This window comes from Paenibacillus wynnii (assembly GCF_000757885.1).
GTDB lineage: Bacteria > Bacillota > Bacilli > Paenibacillales > Paenibacillaceae > Paenibacillus_AQ > Paenibacillus_AQ wynnii.
Genome location: NZ_JQCR01000003.1, coordinates 1,704,228 through 1,723,956, shown reverse-complemented (window position 1 = coordinate 1,723,956; position 19,729 = coordinate 1,704,228). Strand labels below are relative to the sequence as shown.

At 42.5% G+C, this 19,729-nt stretch carries 12 protein-coding genes; 9 read left to right on the top strand and 3 right to left on the bottom strand.

All coding sequences use genetic code 11. The features are described from left to right. Positions 1-36: 36 nt before the first annotated feature. Complete coding sequence (locus tag PWYN_RS23460) at positions 37-627, top strand: 50S ribosomal protein L25 (protein WP_169744148.1); 591 nt, start codon at positions 37-39, stop codon at positions 625-627. Positions 628-711: 84 nt separating this feature from the next. Here the strand turns inward: PWYN_RS23460 and PWYN_RS23455 are convergent, their stop codons facing one another. From PWYN_RS23455 to PWYN_RS23445, 3 genes are all read right to left on the bottom strand, one after another. Then, positions 712-1,458, bottom strand: coding sequence for a YdcF family protein (locus PWYN_RS23455; protein ID WP_036656894.1), 747 nt, complete (start codon positions 1,456-1,458; stop codon positions 712-714). A gap of 59 nt (positions 1,459-1,517) precedes the next feature. Continuing rightward, entirely contained in the window at positions 1,518-1,922 is a 405-nt protein-coding gene (locus PWYN_RS23450) for a CBS domain-containing protein (protein WP_036656891.1), read from the bottom strand. Between the two features lie 208 nt (positions 1,923-2,130). Then, a complete protein-coding gene (locus PWYN_RS23445) occupies positions 2,131-3,006 on the bottom strand; it encodes a manganese catalase family protein (RefSeq protein WP_036656889.1) in 876 nt (291 codons plus the stop codon). Between the two features lie 209 nt (positions 3,007-3,215). Here PWYN_RS23445 and PWYN_RS23440 point away from each other — a divergent pair, with 209 nt between their 5' ends. The 8 genes from PWYN_RS23440 (at position 3,216) to PWYN_RS23405 (ending at position 19,690) form a co-directional block, all read left to right on the top strand. Next, positions 3,216-4,709: an amino acid permease gene (locus PWYN_RS23440; RefSeq protein WP_036656886.1), complete on the top strand. Its 1,494-nt coding sequence runs from the start codon at positions 3,216-3,218 to the stop codon at positions 4,707-4,709. A gap of 155 nt (positions 4,710-4,864) precedes the next feature. Next, complete coding sequence (locus PWYN_RS23435; RefSeq protein WP_036656884.1) at positions 4,865-5,545, top strand: response regulator transcription factor; 681 nt, start codon at positions 4,865-4,867, stop codon at positions 5,543-5,545. Next, positions 5,538-6,728 (top strand): sensor histidine kinase, encoded by a 1,191-nt coding sequence (locus PWYN_RS23430; RefSeq protein ID WP_036656882.1) that lies wholly within the window; start codon positions 5,538-5,540, stop codon positions 6,726-6,728. The genes PWYN_RS23435 and PWYN_RS23430 overlap by 8 nt, the downstream gene beginning before the upstream one ends. Positions 6,729-6,795: 67 nt before the next feature. Continuing rightward, on the top strand, positions 6,796-7,479 hold the full coding sequence (locus tag PWYN_RS23425) for an ABC transporter ATP-binding protein (protein ID WP_036656880.1): 684 nt from the start codon (positions 6,796-6,798) through the stop codon (positions 7,477-7,479). Then, on the top strand, positions 7,476-10,130 hold the full coding sequence (locus PWYN_RS23420) for an ABC transporter permease (protein ID WP_036656878.1): 2,655 nt from the start codon (positions 7,476-7,478) through the stop codon (positions 10,128-10,130). Before PWYN_RS23425 ends, PWYN_RS23420 begins: the two co-directional genes overlap by 4 nt. A 799-nt stretch (positions 10,131-10,929) precedes the next feature. Next, positions 10,930-12,903 (top strand): ABC transporter ATP-binding protein/permease, encoded by a 1,974-nt coding sequence (locus PWYN_RS23415; protein WP_036656875.1) that lies wholly within the window; start codon positions 10,930-10,932, stop codon positions 12,901-12,903. Positions 12,904-13,074: 171 nt separating this feature from the next. Continuing rightward, positions 13,075-14,241, top strand: coding sequence for a hypothetical protein (locus PWYN_RS23410; protein WP_036656872.1), 1,167 nt, complete (start codon positions 13,075-13,077; stop codon positions 14,239-14,241). Between the two features lie 13 nt (positions 14,242-14,254). Next, positions 14,255-19,690, top strand: coding sequence for a diguanylate cyclase (locus tag PWYN_RS23405; protein WP_036656870.1), 5,436 nt, complete (start codon positions 14,255-14,257; stop codon positions 19,688-19,690). The last annotated feature ends 39 nt before the right edge of the window (positions 19,691-19,729 follow it).

Here is a 19,729-nt window from a genome sequence, read left to right as displayed (position 1 = left end):
AAGAATTTATGGTCAAAAGAGAGCGGGAACCAAAAAATGAGTAAATTTATTCAATTAGACAAACGCACTGGAGAAACAAAGTCCCAAAAGAGTCAAGCAAGAAAATTAGGACGCATTCCCGCTGTGTTGTACGGCATTGGTAAAGATACTTTGAATGTAGAAGTAAATGAGAAAGAAATGCTGGATATTCTGAAAAAGAATCCACGCGCCATTCTCCAAGGCAAAACAGCCGATGAGAAAGTAATGCCTATTGTGATTCAAAACATCCAAAAGGACTCATTATCAGGTAAAATTTTGCATATCGACTTCCAACACGTAAATATGACTATAAGCATGGATAGCAAAGTTACGATACATTTTGCAGGAGAAGCTATCGGCCTCAAATCCGGTGGAGTAATGCAAGTCGAATTATACGAAGTAGAAGTTCGTTGTATGCCAGATGTTTTGCCAACCTCCATGGAAGTCGATATTAGCGGCCTTGATGCCGGAGATCAACTCCTAGTGTCTGACCTGATTTTCCAGGATGGAATAGAAGTACTTACGGATCCAAGTACAGTAATGATCCAAATTAAAATCATGCATGAAGATGTTGAAGAGCCAGCTGCTACCGAAGCTACTACTGCATAAACATAAAAATTACTTTACTTGAGCAAACAAAAACCGTCCCATGATCGCAGAGCCTGCTGATTTGGGGCGGTTTTTGTTTGCATATTAAAATGTTGCAGCCAGCAATCCGAGGTATTCTTTCAGTGCTGTTGCGGTTAAGGAGAGGCCAGTGGAGGACGGTGTGAACTTTGACGCGTACAGCTTCTCTGGCCTGCTGGTCCAATAATCAGTAGGATAAGGCTGTACAATCAGTCCAGCCTGCTTGAACTCAATAATGGCTCGCGGTAGATGAAAAGCAGAAGTAACCAATACTGGTTCAGAAAAACCTCGATTCATCAATTGTTCCGCGGTGAACTTAGCATTTTGTTCAGTATTTAAGGACTGGTTCTCGATAAATATGTCCTTATTGGGAATTCCCAGTGCTTGCAGCTGCCTCCGGGAAATTTCGGCCTCGTTCCCCGTGTCGGAGAATACTTTTCCACCAGAGATAAGGATTGGAAGTCCACTGGAGCGGTGAAGCCTCGCGGCTGTTAACAGACGGTTGGCAGCTGATCCAGATAAATTACCTTCGCCGTCCAAATCAGGAGTTCCCGAGGTAGCTCCACCTCCAAGCACTACGATAATATCGCCCTTTAGCGCATTTGGCTGGGGGTATTTTCGTTCCAGACTCCCCATTAACATGCCCCCGACCCAACTCGTTGCAGATAGGTACATGACCAACGTTACTGCTAGAAGCAACAAGGCCGGTTTCCGTTCACGTTTCCATAACCATAAAGATATTCCTGCCAAAAGAAGTATAAATATACCAGGTGGAAGAATGAAGCTGTAGATAAGTTTGATTAGATAGATCATTACTAGAACCCCGCTTTTTTAGACTTTGGTTCTATTATATCAAAGGATTGGGATTCTTTTTAATCTGTTATATTTCTAGTGTAGTATTCAATAATATCTTTTCGGCGGATTATACCTAGGAATATCCCACCCTTTTCGATCACGGGAACAAAATTCTGGTCGGCCGCGAGCGTTAGCATATCCTCCATTTGAGCATTTATCAAGACGCTCTCGTTGTGAACATGCTTTTGAATTTCGCTTACTGGAACTTTCTCCATATTGCCAAAGGTAAGATCCGGTGTGTTTTTCAGTTTCCATAAAAGATCGCCTTCCGATAGAGTGCCTACATATTTCCCTTCTTCATCAACAATAGGGATTGCCGTGTAATGGTGCTGTTCCAGCTGATCCATGGCTTCCCGCATGGAGAATGAGGAGGTTATATAGGCAACCTTGTCTTTGGGTAACAAAAATGAGGATATTTCCATCATATAAGCTCCTTTACTCTGGAATTTTCTTTTACGATACTTTATTAAAGCATACTTTTCTAGGAAAACGCATTCAAAACTCACAAAAAAATTTAATAAATAAATTTAATGAATAAATTAGAACAAGATACATAGAAAAGGGACTAGACCAAAGTCAACGATATTGACTAGGGTAAGCCCCTCGAACTTTGAACGTGAGTGAAGACTTTTACACCCTGCTTGTAAACAAGGGATCCTTACCGACTGTAGGGATTTCCGGACTATGTTCAATGGGTCTCTCTGCCAGAACAGGAACCGGAAAGCCCATCGGAGGTTCCGCCATAGATAAGGTGCCACCATGACGACCAGGAGAAGTTCCTTGGAAGATCTCACCGATTCTTGTAGAATCCATTCTGAAATTGAATTGGATGTTATTCCAGCCCCGTTCAATGTATTTGCGGCATTCCGGGTACTGCTTCAAGTCGTAATCGGGTACAGGAAGAACATTCCCCCATTTTACCCCCAAGGTCTCAAGCGCTTTCGCATAGGCATTCTGATGAGCATTATCCCGAACCATTAGGAAAGCTAATGTTTCGCGCATGGTTTTATTAGCGCTCATTTCATAAATACGCGATTTCTGTAGGGTTCCGGTCGCTTCCAGCACCAAATTGTCTAATAAATTACTAACCAGATTACCGTGGTCATACACCCAAGAGCCGTTCCAAGGATTACCGGAGGAATCAACAGGCAGGGAGCTTTGTGCACCGATAATGTAATGATACGTGAGGCCATCCCCTACAGCGCTTGTAAGTGCAGGATCACCCGTGTTATCGGCCTTAGAGGTTGATCCGGAATCATCTAATAACTGATTAATCGTGGCTTGTACCAATTCAACATGGCTAATTTCCTCTATAAAAATTCCTCTTATTAAATCACGGTATTCGGTTGCCGGTCCACGAAAATTGGCGCTTTGAAATGAAAATTGCATCATTGTACGCATTTCACCAAAATGACCGCCTAAAATTTCTTGCAGAGCTTTGGCTGCAGCGGGATCGGGCCGATCCGGCACGATTTCATTTATTAGTTTTTCTTGGTAGTAAAACAAAGTGATCTCCTCCTGGAAAGTTCAGATGCTGTTGTTAGAGTTCTCAATATTCAAATTACTATACGAGTAGAATTTGCAGAAAATTATACGTATGAGTTGGGATGCCATTCTCTGCACAATCATGGAGAAGAGGTTACCATATTTCGAATTAACGGGTAACTTCCCTTGTTTTTGCAGATACTTGTAAAAAAAAGATTGGGGAGGAACCCATGGAGCAGGAGAAGGATACAAAAGGTTTATCCGTGTGGCAGCTTACAATGCTTGCGCTTGGTACTGTAGTAGGAGGCTCTTTTTTCCTAGGTAGCTCGATTGTTGTTCGTGCGGCTGGACCTTCTGCACTAATAGCTTTTGTGATTGGCGGTATATTGGTTTATTTCATTTTGACCGCTATAGCCGAAATGACGGTGGCTAATCCGAAGTCAAGCTCATTCCGCTCTTATACAGAGCAAGCTTTTGGGAAGGGAGCAGGTTATACGGTCGGTTGGGTCTACTGGATTGGACTTGTACTGGCTATGTCCAGTGAGGCAACGGCAGTTTCAATTCTTCTAAGGGGCTGGTTCCCTGGAATATCACTGCCGCTCCTCGGAAGTATTATTATTGTGGGTGTGACCCTGCTGAACTTGCTGGGGGCAGAGCGTTTAAGCAAGCTGGAGAGCGGACTAGCCGTGTTTAAGCTGCTCGCGATTGTTGCCTTTGTATTCATAGCCATTTTCTTTGTAGTTGGATTTACTACAGGGGGACCGAGACCCGTGGGTGTTGATGTCCTTCGTTCGGAGAATTGGATACCGGGAGGTATCCGTGGAATCGCCGGGAGCATGCTGATCGTAATGTTCTCTTATTCAGGATTTGAGGTCCTCGGACAAACATCAACGGAAACTACTGATCCTGCAAAAACAATACCAAAGGCCATTCGTTATACTACCGTATTGTTGATTGGCCTTTATTTATCCGGGATGGCGGCATTGTTCTTGCTGATTCCTTCATCTCTGGTGACTGAAGCAGTTAGTCCGTTTGTATCCGCACTTAGCCTGCATGGTTTAGGCTGGACGGGATCGGCTATGAATATTGTACTGATCTCCGCCGTGTTATCCACCATGCTCGCATCTGTATTCGGACTTGGACAAATGCTCCGTTCTTTAGCAGATGAAGGACACACCCCGGCTTGGATGAAAGACCGTAAGGACATTCCCTATCGTGGAATCCTTATTTCTGGAGGGTCCATGTTAGCAGGACTCGGTCTAGGTATGCTTTTACCGCAAGGGGTCTATCTGTTCCTGGTGAGCTCTGGCGGTTTCTCTGTACTGTTCACGTACGCTATCATTATGGCAAGCCACTACCGGTTACGCAAACGGAATGGGGGACCATTCTCGAAGCAGCATGGATTAAAAGGTTTTCCATATACATCCTGGCTCACCATCGGAAGTCTTATTGCAATCATAGTAAGCATGCCGCTAATCCCTGGACAGGGGGGAGGATTGGCTGCAGGTGTTATGTTTGTAGCAATATTCGCAGGCTTGTACGCATGGGGACACTTTCGTAAACCTGTGGTAGTGGCTCGCAAGCCATTGGTTCGTGTGCCATCTATAACATCGCCTTTTTCCGGATTAGCCCAGACAGAGATGTCAGAAGAACTGACCGAAGGAATACCCGAGGTACTGGCTAAAAGCGCCGAATTGAAGAAGGGTGATGAACCCCGAAAATGAATTTATGAACAGGGACGATTGAGTATGAGATAAGAGATAAAGCCGCCGCTTTGGCGGTTTTTTTAATGGAATAATATAACTATTGATATCTACAGCAGTTATACTAAACCTTATAGAATTATCTATACATAAATGAACGTCCAAGGAGTGCAAATATGGGAAGACAACAATTACTAATCGTTGAAGATGATGAGACTATTGCCTATGGGATTCAGGTATTTATGCAAAAGAGGAACTTTAAGGTAACCTGCGTAGAAAGTGTTCATAAGGCAAAAACAATTTTGCAAACCCAACCGTTTGATCTAATACTGCTGGATTGGAATCTTCCTGATGGAAATGGGTACGAGTTGTGTGCTTACTTCAAGAAAACCTCAAGTACACCTGTTATTTTTCTAACCGTTCGGGATGATGCGAAGGATATTGTGAAGGGACTCGACATGGGTGCAGACGACTATATTATAAAGCCGTTTCAGTTAAGTATTTTGTTCTCTCGTATTAACGCTGTACTTCGCCGGGGTAGAGTTTTACCCACAACAAGCAACCTGTCCTGTGAAGGAATTATGCTGGATAAGACCAAGACTCAGGTGTTTTGTGATGATAAAGAGGTGCTGCTGACCGCCAGCGAATACCGGCTGCTACTAATTCTTTTGGAGAACAAAAATAAAACCTTAACCCGTAGAATTCTACTTGAAAGCTTATGGGATATGGACGGTGCTTTTGTAAATGACAACACACTGACCGTAACCATGAAGAGACTCCGAGAGAAGCTGGGAGATCCATCCTGCATGAAAACGATTCGCGGAATCGGCTACAGAGCGGAGGATGCTGATGAGTAGAAAACAGTTGACCTTGGCTCTAGTTATAGGCTTTGTTACCGCTATTTGTATTGGACTATTGATGGGTATTCTGGCTTCCAGGGCCATATCAAATACAACGTATAACCATACTGCCTACTTGGTAGGATCTGTATATAGTCAACACCCGGATCTCGAAGAATCCTTGATACAAGGACTCAACCACCCGAAAACTGAGAGATCACAACTTGGTGATGAAATCTTGAACAAATATGGATACACCCAACGGTTGTTTTTCGGAGAAAACCTCTGGGCTAGCATTACACATAGCCTTTGGGTGTGGGGACTTTTATTTCTGTTGTTCACTGTTACCCTATGTGGTTTTACGAGGAAAAAAAGAGTCCGAATCCATGAACTGACTAACTATCTAAGCTCTATTAATCGAAGGCAGGAAGGTGTTATGCACCGGGTTCAGGAAGATGAATTTTCTTTATTAGAGGATGAAATGTATAAGACAGTTGTGGAACTTCGCCAGACGCGAGAGACTGCATTGAAGGAAAGGCAATCCTTGGCAGACAATCTAGCGGACATCGCTCACCAGCTTAAAACTCCAATTACCTCTGTGTTTTTGATGACGGAGCTGCTCTTGGACAGCAATAGGGATAGGGAGGAACTTCTATATGTAGAAAAGATTCATGGTCAAATGACTCGCCTGGAACATCTGGTTTCAACACTGCTTACATTATCCAGACTGGATGCCGGAACTCTGGAAATGCGACAGGAACCGATTAATGTGTTTGAGATGCTCACGAGTGCTTCGGAACCTTTGGAAAAGGTCATCGGTCAGAAGAGACAGACCCTAATCCTTCAGTCCGAGCCAACATTATTCTATTGTGGAGATTGGTATTGGAGTGTGGAAGCGCTGATCAATCTGATCAAGAATTGCTCTGAACATACCCCTGAGGGTGGGGCTATTTCGCTCAGCTACGAGCAAAACCCTATTTTCACGAAAATCGTGGTGGAGGATAGCGGTGAAGGATTCGTGATGGAGGATATTCCACGTTTGTTCGAGCGGTTTTACAAAGGAAGAAATGCCCATAAGAATAGCGTGGGTATCGGGCTTGCGATGGCCAAATCGATCATCGATAAGCAGAAGGGCACCATTCGGGCAGAGAATCGACCGGAGGGTGGAGCACGATTTATTGTAAAAATGTATACGCGCTGAATTCTGGTTTGTCACCGGAATGTCATTTTGGGCGAGTATAATGGCTGCATAAAGGAGGTTCGTACAGATGGAAATATTGCGCTGTGAACATTTAACCAAAACCTATGGATCTGGGGAAACGATAGTAACCGCACTTCACGAAGTGAATCTTTCGGTTCAAAGGGGGGAATTCGTAGCTATTATGGGCCCATCAGGCTCAGGAAAGTCTACACTTTTGCATATGCTAGGGGGCGTTGACCGACCCACACGTGGAACAATATCCATTGAAAACCAGGATATATCCAAACTTAATGAAGAGCAGCTTGCTATATTTAGAAGGAGAAAGGTGGGTCTAATTTATCAATTTTATAATCTGATTCCTACTCTAGATGTGAATAAGAATATTAGGCTTCCACTTCTGCTGGATGGCAGAGATCCGGACGATGAACAATTTAAAGAGATTATACGTACACTGGGTCTAGAGAATCGGCTCAAGCATTTACCCAATCAGCTCTCAGGAGGACAACAGCAGCGGGTTGCAATCGCACGTTCATTGATTTACCGACCTGCTATTATTCTGGCAGACGAGCCTACCGGAAATCTAGATAAAAAGAATACGGAGGAGACAATTGAGCTTCTTAAGCTCTCTAATCAGAAATTCAATCAGACCGTCCTGCTCATCACCCATGATGAGAAAATAGCGTTGGAAGCAGATCGCATTATTCAGATTGAGGATGGTATTATAGCTTCTGACGAGGCGGTTCGGAAATGAAAATCATCCGTGAATATGCGCTCTCCCATCTGATAGAAAACCGGCGTAACAGTGTTTTTATATTCATAGCTATCCTAGTTGCATCTTCCTTAATCTGTGCTTTGGGCGTGTACAGCCATACGGAATGGCTCAATAAAATTGACATGACGATTGCCTCCAGAGGTAGCTGGCAGGGACGATTCGAGGAACCCATTCCACAGGAACGTTTGAAGTACATACAGAAGAATCCCCAAGTGAAAGAGGTATACTTACAGTCGCATGCTCAAACTCTGAAGCTATCAGGTGCATCGCGCTCCTATATAAGTATCACCCCACTGAGTCCCAATTCGTGGGGAACAACCATCGACTTGAAATTGTTGCTGGAAGGGAGGCTCCCCGCGAAAAGCGGAGAAATTGTGGTCTCCAAACTATTCTTCTCCGAGAATCCCCAATATAAGATCGGCGATACACTACTTCTTCCTATGGGAGAGCGTGTACTTGAAGGGAACACGATAGCCGTGGACTCTCCCCGTTTAGAGGGAGAAACCTTTCTTGCTACTGGAGAACTAACGGTTACGATTACAGGTTCGCTGAATGTGAAAGGGGTCTCCTCTTACCCCTGTTATGACTCTTATGGATTCATGGATACACAATTACTCTTACCAGAAGGGCAATACACGGTATCGGCTAGTTTGAAAAACATCCGTAAGGCCTACGAAGTGTTCCCGCTGCTGGCTACCAATAGCGGAGTGAACCTTAATGATGAAGGTCAATCTGTAATCACATACAACACCTCTCTTCTAGAGTTGTATGGAGTTAGAGACCCTAGAGGTTATGGAAGTAATACCGGCTTATCCGGCTATTTACTCTCAGTTTTTCTATCTATTGGTTTGGTCATGCTTCTGTTCATTATTCTTATCTATAATGCCTTTACAGTTACAGCTGAGAGTCAAATCAAACAACTTGGTATCCTCAAAAGCGTGGGAGCTACACCGAAGCAAATCCGATATTGTGTCCTAATGGAAGCTTTTATTCTTGCCAGTTTGGCGATTCCTCTGGGTATTACCCTGGGCTACACAAGTATGCTAATTCTTATTAAATTTGTGATGTCCCAGTTAAAAGATAATACGGATATGCACCTTCAGGTTGTTTTCTCCTGGGAGATTATACTGATTTCTATCCTTGCTAGCGTGATCACTGTTCTATTATCTGCGTGGGGTCCCGCAATCAAGCTTGGAAAGCTACTGCCCATTGAGGCTGTCCGTAATACACCGGCAGCTGCTACTCCTAAGAAGACTAGAGATCACCGCTGGATACGTAAATGGTTTGGGTTTGAAGGAGAGCTTGCCATTAACGCGCTGTATGCCAATAAAAAGGCATATCGAACAACTATAATCTCCTTGACATTATGTATCACGCTGTTTCTAGGATTTCAGAGTTTTTCAGCGATCTGGATCATGGACCAAAAGCAGATGCTTGCCGGAAGAACGTATACGCTAACGATATCAGCGGACATCTTGAAAGATCCCGATCCACTCATGCTGAAGGAACTCTCCGGTATTCCGGGTATCCAAAAACAGGTAATGTACCGTGATTCGTACTATAGCTTGTTATGGGATGAGGAGAGATTAAGTCCTGATTTCCGTGCAGTCGGAGGGTATAAGAACCACTACTTTGGGAGGTACAATCTGGAGCGGGAAGGAGTGCGCCCGCGTATATTTGTGGAATTGAAGGGCCTAGATGCCGCTTCCTTTGCAGAATATGCTAAGAAGGCGGGTGCTGATCCCGCGCAGTTTAAGATTCCAGCCGAGCATAAAGGAATTGTCGTTAATTACACTAGTGGTAATATTAATTCAATTATAGACAAGCTCCAAGCTCCCCTAACTGAATATCTCGATATTGCTGTAGGAGATTCGCTTGCTGTTGAAGAAAGAGCCCAGATTGATATTCATAATCTAAAAGGTTATACGCTAAAGGTAGGAGCACTTACCCAACAATATCCTGAACTGGATCAATATTATTATCCCTTTGGTCTTATTGTTATGGTGCCTATGGAAACTTACGAGAATATAGTGCTGAACCTCAATCCGGAACGGGGGCTGGATTATCAGAGAATTACCTATAAGATGTATATCCCGCGTGAAAATCTAGCCGAAGCTCAAGATAAGGCCAATACGATACTAAGCCAATATCTTCTGAAGGAGGATTGGAATACACGATCCTTGATTGATCAAGAATCGTATTATAACAAACTGATGCGATCCGTTGCGATGCTTATTAACGGTTTCTCAATATTCCTCGGAATCGTCGGAATCACCGGAGCCTTCACCGCTGTGTCCGGAAATCTTATGGCCCGAAGAAGACAATTTGCAGTGCTTCGCAGTTCCGGGCTGTCTCCTAAAGGAATGAACAGGATACTGTTGCTTGAAGGTGTATTTTTTGGATGTATCCCTTTGCTGCTGTCTGTACCTTTGCTCATAGGTGGATGCAGCATCATGCTGCAGAACGCGAGCAGTGTGACATGGGAGACCTTAATATCAAATGCGCCATGGGGTTACGTCGTTTTCTTCCTCCCTTTTATCGTTAGCTGCGTAGGTCTGGCATACTGGATCACGGGTACCAGAATAAAGAGAGAAAGTATTATTGAAGCGATCAGAGATGAGAAACTATAGAGGATTCTAATTAGCAAGCCAAATCAGGATTTACCTGCTTCGGCTTGCTTTTATTCTAAAAAAATATATAAGCTGAACAAAAGAAGGCTCTTACTCGAGATCAGAGCTTGACATTCCTTTTACGTCACTAACCGGGAGCGATTTCGATTTAACTTCGCCTGATGTTTCACTGGATTTGGGCGACTACGCCTTACAGGTAGCGGAATCCGGGTTGCGGGGTAGCGTCAAAAAGTTTGTGTAGGAGAGTAGAAGTATCTCCCAGGTATCCCCGACAAATACGGCAAATCGTCTACCTACATAGGTTTCCATATATATAGTTGCACAATGTACACTTATAGTTCTCCCCTAGCACACTTTAGGATGTTTAATTGCACTTTATACAATTATTTTTGGGTATTCCGGGGTTTAACCGACCTATTCGTATGTTTAGTTGCACAAAGTACATCTATCCATACATCCGAGCGCCAAAGGCTAGAAATAAGTGTAAAAAGTACACCTATTACTCTGACTACCTCCAAGTTTTGGGTAGCGTTAAGAAGTTTGTGCATGAGAGTAGAAAGTAGTTTCTCGGGTGTGGTTTGTAGGTGTGAGTTGTAGGTGTTAACTAAAACGTTCTTTTGGGCGTAACGAATTACTGTCCTTCTCGTCACATGTCAAGCACTGATTTAGCGAAAAAGTAGTGACGCCTTTATAGAAAACAAAAATAGCCCAGTACATATTCAGTTCACAAAGAAGTGTTAGAATTTAGTGGAAGGTAGATATAGATAGAGATGTATAACAGGATATGGAGGAAATTGAAATGTCATTATTAGAAATCAAACACTTGAATAAATCTTACTTACTGGCCGGTAAAGAGAGGGTGCCTGTACTTAAGGATGTGAATGTGAAATTTGAGAGCGGAGAATTTGTTTCGATCTTGGGTGAATCCGGATCAGGCAAATCCACACTTATGAATATAATCGGAGGAATGGACTCTGATTACGAGGGTGATGTTATCATTCAGGGGAAGTCATTGCACACGATGAAGGAAGTCGAAATTGATGCATACCGGAAAGATAAGATCGGCTTTATTTTTCAGAGCTTTAACTTAATTCCTCATTTATCCGTCCTTGAAAATGTAATGATTGCTATGCAAATGACGGACCATAGTACACAAGAACGCACCCAGCGTGCTAAGGAAATTCTCACGGAAATCGGCTTGAAGGATCACTTGGCAAAACGTCCAAATCAACTGTCCGGGGGTCAAAAGCAACGTGTGGCGATTGCCCGGGCGCTTTCCAACAATCCGGATATTATACTTGCAGATGAGCCTACGGGTTCTCTCGATCAGGAAACCAGTGAGCAAATACTCGAGCTGTTGGATTCCATTGCGAAAAAAGGGGTCCTCATCATTACAGTAACCCATTCACAACGTGTAGCGAGCTTTGGAAGTCGGATTGTTTCTGTGGAGGACGGGTGCATTAAGGAAGATCAGTTTTTGAAAGAGCGCTATTTGTCCGTTAAAGAGACGGAAGAGAAAAAAGGGAAGAACCTTAGCTTCAAAGCCTCTTTCAAACTGGCCATCAAGAATATGATCTTGAATTCAAAGCGGAATACTCTCGTTGCTGTCGGCGGGGCTATCGGAATACTGAGTGTTATTCTTATGCTCTCCCTTGGAAATGGAATAACAGGTTACATGAACGACCAGATTAATTCGAGTCTAACTCCCCTCTTAGTAGATGTGGTAAAGCCGGCAAAGGCGGCAGATGCAGGAGATCAGCAGCAAAATGGCGGTCCCATGCAGCAAATATCCAATGAGCCCTTCACGGAGCAGGATATCGTAACCGTTAGCGGCATTAAAAATGTGGAAAGAGTCGAAAAGGTTATAACAATCAGCGGAAAAAATAACATGGTATTCAATGATAAGAACAAAGTACTTTCTTCAGTGGGAACCATTACAGATGCAATCAAAGCTGAAGATATAGAAAAGGGCGCAATGCCGGTGGAGAACGAAATTCTGCTGACGGTAAGTTTCGCAAAAGGTCTTAGCAGTGAAGAGACCTATCCATCTCTGGTAGGCAAAAAAGTTCATTTATATATAAATGAAATGAATGATCAGAACCGACCGGTTACTGTAGAAGCGGATTGGGTAGTCTCCGGTATATATAAGCAGGAAGATAGAGGGCCAATGAGTGGATCTAACGCCTATACTTCGTTCACAACGCTAGAAAATGCATACAGCAAACAAGGATTAACCCTGCAGCCTACTCAACTTAATGCTTATGCGGAGAATATTAATGATGTAGCGGGTATTAAAGAAGTGATCAAGGCAGATGGATTCCAAAGCTCGCCGCTAGCTAGTATTATGGAGAGAGTTACAACGTATTTAAAAATGGCATCATGGGTGCTGTCTGCGATAGCCGGTATTTCATTGCTGGTTTCAGGCATCATGATTTTGGTAGTCTTGAATATTAGCGTTGTGGAAAGAACGAGAGAGATTGGTATTTTGCGGGCGATCGGTGCACGGAAGAAGGATATTCGCCGTATTTTCTTCTCAGAGTCCGCACTACTAGGGTTGTTTAGCGGATTGATTGCCGTAGTAGCAGCTTGGATCATCAGCCTCGGACTAAATACTGTTCTATCCAATGTCTTTGGTGTCGAATTAATAAGACTGTCTGCCACTTACCTGATATTCGGCCTTTGTGTCAGTACATTAATCAGTGTTGTCGCGGGTCTAATACCTTCATCCAAAGCGGCTAAGCTCGATCCTATGGAATCTTTACGTTACGAATAAGTTATATTTTAATAAAACCTATGCCTATGCGGTATGGGTTTTTTCTATCTATATAATAGAAGTAATAGGGCGTGTAGCAGGAATTAACAGGACACTTATCGAATCATACATAATAAATAATCAACAAATTTCGACTTTTTAATACAAAGTGATCGGATGGTAGAATACATAATGAAAAATTGGAATACTAAGTTTTTTCTTATCATTACGTTTGGTTTTATTTTCATTCTGCCGCTGTTAGGAAGTTTAACGAAATGGAAGGATTTGCCGCCAGGCTACGGTGATTTTCCCGCTCAAAAGGTAGGAGTAGACCCGGGATTTAATATCATTTACTTTTCATTAGCTGTTCTTGTAGCTTTGTTTATTACCTTATTTTTAGTGTTTCCTGGGCTTTTTGGTTTTAAAAAAGTGCCAGTGGAACGAAGACAAGCAGCTGCGAAAACGGGCTTTCCGGTTTGGTTCTGGTGGAGCTTACCCGTACTTGCGCTAAGCTGGTTCTTCATGTGGGCGCGGATTAAACTATTCATCTCTATTGAATACTATACGTTTGTTCCGTTATGGTGGTCGTTCATACTTATCCTGGACGGGATCGTTTATAAACGCAATAATGGGTTGTCTATTATTTCCAAGAGGCCTCATGTCATGCAGTTGCTGGCCGTTGTCTCCTGCTTTAGCTGGTTTGCTTTTGAATTTCTAAACTTCTTTGTTTTGGAGAATTGGTATTATCCTAATAATCAAGTATTTTCAAATTTCGGAAATGTTTTTTGGTTTTCACTATCCTATACGACTGTTTTGCCTGCAATTGTTGAATGGTATATGCTGCTTAAGACCATCCGTTTGTTCAGAGATCGATACCGATTCGGCCCCTCATTTAAGGTTTCCAAAATCTTCCTTATAATTTACTATGTGCTTGGACTGATTTTGGCTTTCGGGATGGGCTACTATCCTTATTTGCTGTTCTGGGTGTTATGGGTTGCCCTTGTTCCCATGTTATCCACTGCCATGGCACTTACAGGCTATTGGACTCCCTTTACTCCAATTAAGAACGGGGATTGGTCCAAGGTGATCTTAATCGGACTGGCAACTTTATTCAACGGATTCTTCTGGGAATTCTGGAATTTTGGTAGCGAGTGGTTTCATGATTCCATGCCCACCAACCCGAATTACTGGAAGTATTCTGTTCCTTTTCTTGATAAAATACATATTTTCTCCGAGATGCCTATCCTGGGCTACTTCGGGTATTTATTCTTCGGGTTAAACTGTTGGATTATCTGGCTTATTGCTGCCTATATATTTAACTTTGACGCCGATTTTGAAGTGACGGAAGATAACAGCTAAAGGTGGAATAGGTATGTTTGCAATTGATGACTATCAAATACTGGAGACACTTTCCGATAATTATAGAAAATCCGTTTACAGATGCAGAGATGCGGCAACCGAAGATACTTTTATCTTAAAAGTGTTAAAAACGGAGTTTACCGGACATGAAGAAGTGATGCGATTTAAGCAGGAGTACAGGCTGCTAAAGGAGTTAAGCGAACGAACGTCCGGAGTTACTAAGCCGCTTAAGCTGGAGGAACAAAACGGACACTACATTATGAAACTGGAAGATATTCGCGGACGGTCCTTGAAAAAGATCCTAGAGAAAGAGAAATTGGGTCTTGATACTCTTTTAAAGCTGACCATCAAGATCGTAGATATTATCGGAGCCATTCATGAAAAAAACGTCATTCATAAGGATATCAAACCTTCAAATATTATTTGGAATCAGGAAAAAGATGTGGTGCAGGTCATTGATTTTGATCTGGCAGTGAAACTGGTAAAGGAAAAGAAGGAGTTCCAGAACAGTGGTGTTCTCGAAGGAAGTCTGCTGTATATCTCCCCTGAACAGACTGGCAGAATGAATCGGGATATCGATTATCGTACGGATTATTATTCTCTGGGCGTATGTATATATGAGATGGTGACCGGGGTCAAACCGCATGAGTCAGTAGAAATGCTGGATCAGATTTATTCAATTATTGCTAAAGAAACCACTTCCCCCTATACAATAACTGAAGGGAAGATTTCCAAGGCTTTGTCCGATATAATCATGAAGCTTTTAGAGAAATCGTCCGAGGACCGGTATCGAAGCGCCTATGGACTAAAAGCGGATTTGAAGAAATGCTTAGCAGAAACTAAGGATTTTGAGATTGCCAAAGAGGATCGGCTGAATATTTTCCAGATTCCGCAAAAGATATACGGCAGAGAAGAAGATATAGAGCGCTTGGTTGACGCTTTCCGGAGAAGTGCCAGCGGCAATCCGCAAATGATGCTCGTATCAGGGGATGCAGGAGTGGGCAAGACCGCACTCGTACATGAACTTCATAAATATATAAGCCAAGAAAAGGGAATTTTTGCTGAGGGGAAGTTTGACCAGTACAACAGAAATACCCCATATAGTGCTATGATCCAGGCATTCCGGAGATTGATTAGCCAACTCCAGAGTAGTCGGAATGTGGAATACAAAGATGCTATGAAGAACTCTTTGCTCAAAGCTCTAGACGGAAACGGGGCTCTGATAACCGGACTTATACCGGAGTTAGAGTCTTGGATAGGGGTCCAACCTGAGATCGATCGTTTGAATCCAGAGGAGGAAACCAATCGCTTCTTCATGACCTTTGCCAAATTTATTGAAGGTATTACTAACAATAACAGACCACTCGTATTGTTTCTGGATGATGTTCAGTGGGCGGATTTATCAAGCTTACAGCTAGTTGAGAAATTGATTTTAAATAACCGTTTACGTAAATTTTTCGTGATATGTTCCTATAGGCACAATGATATTCCTCAAGGACATCTGATTTTCTCCTCTATAAATAGATTAGAAAAAAGCAGAGAAGTCGGACGAATTGTTCTCGATTCCCTTTCTGTAGAAACTGTAGAAAGCTTAATCGCTGACACGCTTTGCACCGATTCAGGAAGTGCTAAAGAGCTTGCTGATGTTATCCACAAGAGAACCAAGGGGAACTCTTTTTTTGTAAATGAAATCTTGAAGGATTTATATAAAAAAGGGTATCTCTATTTTGATGACTTAAAGGGAGCATGGAGTTGGGATCTTAATCAAATCCTGAATTTGCCTTTCAATGACAATGTTGTAGATTTCTTAATCATGAATCTCAAAAATTTGCCCGAGGATGTACGCCGGATTTTGATGTTAAGCGCCTCAATAGGAAGTTTGTTCGATTTTAATATGCTGTCTTTAATTGGTGAAGTGGATAGAGTGGATATTGTTCGCTCTCTTATGAAAGCTGTAGATGAGGATATCATCCTGCCTGTGAATTCAAATTATTGGATATTTTCTGATTACCTCGAGGAGGAAGAAGATGTTGTCCAGAAGATGCGTATACAATTCAGATTTCAGCATGACCGAATTCAGCAGGCGTTCTACCAAATGCTTGATGGTGAAACAAGCAAACGGCTGCATCTGACCATAGGAAGACTGCTGCTTAAACATTTGCCTCCTGAAGAAATCGAAGAAAATATTATGGATATAGCCACACATTTGAACAAAGGGGTCAAATATATCCTCACTGGGGAAGAAACAGACCAAGTCATCCTTCTAACCTTGAAGGCCGCTAGAAAAGCCAAAGCAGCTTTTGGTTATGATTCTGCTTTCACTCTATTGGAGGCCGCCAGAAGCCTATTAACGGAGGACTCTTGGCTCGAGAATGAGCAGCAAACCTCGGAGATATACCAATTATATACTGAATGCGGATACCTCTCTCATCAGCTTGAAGCTGCTAACGAAGCTTGCTCGATTCTCCTTAGACATACCAGGGACAACTTTGCCATAGCCCAAATCTACGAGATGCAGGCCAATCATTATACGTATCTGGGGATGATGAAGGAATCAATAGCCTCCGGTAAGTTAGGACTCCAAGCGATGGGGATTAAAATTCCTGAAAAAATCGGAATGGCCTCGGTACTAATAGAATTCTTGAAAGTGAAAGCCAGTCTCAGAGGAAGAAAGATTGAAGATATTTATGAAAAACCGGAAATGGATGATTCGAGGATTAAGCTCATTATGAGGCTGTTGATCAACTTTATTCCACCGAGCTTTATCTCTGGAGAAACCGCACTTTTTGGTTTTGTCGTATTGAAAAAAGTAAGTATGACGCTGAAATACGGGAATTCACCTGAATCTGCCCTCGCTTTTATTGGATACTCCATTTTATTGTCCGGATTTGGCGATCTTAAGGGGGCTTTTGATTTCGGGAGACTGGGTATAAGGATCAACGATAAATTTAATGATCTGCAATGGAAAGGGGCGGCCAATGTTTTATACACGCTTTTCTGCCATACATGGACTGAACCATGGGAGACTCTAGAGGATTGGTATACAACCTCGATTGAATCCAGTTTACGGTCAGGGGATATGCTGTATCTTGCACACGCCTGCTTTTATCTGAATCTTTGGAATCCAACCATGGATATTCCTACAAATCTGCTGGAGAACAGCAAATCCATCGCCATGATTGAGAATACGAAGTATAAGGAAGCCCTGGCGACTGCTAAGCTGTTCAGACAGCAGCTTCTTAGCCTTGCGGGAGAATTAGACGACATCCTTTCTCTAAATGACGGGACCTTCAGCGAAAAGGCCTATGTTGAGCAGCTTGAAGAAGCGAAGTATTATTCAGGGATTGCTATTTACTATATTTATAAAATGAAGCTGCATTTCACTTATGAAAGCTACAAAAGTTCGTTGGAGTTTATAGACAAGGCGTACCCGATTATAGATACACTTGCAGGGTCTGCTTTCATGGAAGAGTTCGCTTTGTACACATTCCTGAACTTAGCTTACTGTTATCAGGACTTAAATACCTTTGAGAAAGTTAAGGCAAAAGCAAGAATGCGTAAAGAATTCAGCAGGGTGAAAAAATGGGCGAAGCATTCCCCAACAAATTTCCAGCAGCATGAATACCTAATGAAGGCAGAATGGGCCAGAGTTTTTTCCGGAAAGGATGAGTTGGCTGGTAAATACTACGATCTTGCAATCGAAGCCAGTGAAAAAGGGGATTTTGTAAGGTACAAGGCGCTGACGAATGAACTGGCCGCCAAATTTTATTACAGCAGAGAGTATAGAGAGTTTGCCGCGTACCTTCTAAGACAAGCTCTATATTACTATACCGTCTGGGGTGCCAAGGGTAAGATTAAGCATTTAAGTGAACAGCATCCTAATACGATGATCAAAATTAACACCAAGGATTTCTTACTTGGAAAGACGATTACTGATTTCACTGAAAGTATTGATTTGAATTCTATGATTATGGCTTCGCAGGCGATTTCCAAGGAAATTGATCTGAACAAACTGCTGGAAGCACTAATGGACATTGTAATTAAAAATGCGGGGGCCCAAAGAGGCTGCATCGTGATGAGATCCAACTCCAACTTGCTTGTGGAGGGGGAATATAGCCCAGAACATAATAAGATAAATGTTGTGATCCACGACTACTCACTATATCGGAATTTACCAGAGTCTATTCTGAATCATGTGGAGGAAAAGGGGGAAAGTCTGATCTACAACGATGCTTTTTCTGAAACGCAGTTTGTAAATGACTCGTACATTGTTAAGCATCGACCTAAGTCAATGGTGTGTATGCCGTTGATTAATCAAAACAAGACGATAGCGATCATATATCTGGAAAATAATCTGGTATCAGGTGTATTTACAAAGGAACGGATGAAAGTGATCAATCTGTTATCCAGGGAAATGGTGTTTTCACTTGAGAATGCTAGTTTATACTCCGATCTGGAGCGATCCGAAGAGAAGTATCGGGAGCTTGTCAACAACTTGCAGGACGGTATCTTTATTACTCAAGACAAAAAATGCAAATATGTAAATGCGGCTTTAGCCGATATGCTGGGGTATGAGATGGAAGAAATGATAGATCAGCCCTTCGAGAAGTTCATCAGTGAGCCGGAGAGGAAAAAAGTGATGCACTTTTACTCGAGAAGGTTTGATGGGAAGAACGCTCCCCAAGAATATGAAACAAGTCTTAGGTATAAGGACAATACCCGTGAGGTATATGTGATTCATAAAGTAACGATAATCAACTATATGGACAAGCCAGCCATTCAAGGGACGGTTAAAGATATAACCGAGCGAAAGAAGGCGGAAGAAGAACTTAGACGACATAAAGAGCATTTGGAAGAACTGGTAGTGGAACGGACTCAAGAGCTGGAGCTGAACAATGATGAGCTTAATAAATATATTCAATTAATTGAGAAAATCTCTATAACGGATGAATTAACAGGTCTGTACAATAGAAGATACTTCAATAAAATCTTTCAAGAGGAAGTAGATACAGCCGCCAGAAATAAAGACTATTTAACCTACATCATGCTCGATATCGACTATTTCAAAAAATATAATGATACGTATGGGCATTATGAAGGCGATAATATCCTGCGCAAGCTTGGGGAGAATATTAAAGAGTTCGCCGGAAGGGCCAACGGTTACGTATTTAGATTGGGAGGAGAAGAATTCGGTATAATTGTCTCCGGTTTTACTCCCCAGCAGTCTGGGCAATTTGCCGAGGGGATTAGAAGGAATGTCGAGGATTTACGAATAGAGCACGCGATGAGCTCCGAATACGGAATCATAACCGTTTCAATAGGTGTAGCGGTAGTCACATTGGAAGGTCTCCGTGAAGAGGATATCTACAAGCTCGGAGACGATGCCCTATATCAATCCAAGGCTAGGGGCAGAAATTGTGTTACGCTGTTGATTGACACTCTTTTATAATTGTACTTGAAAGAAATACTATAAATGGCTATTATATAT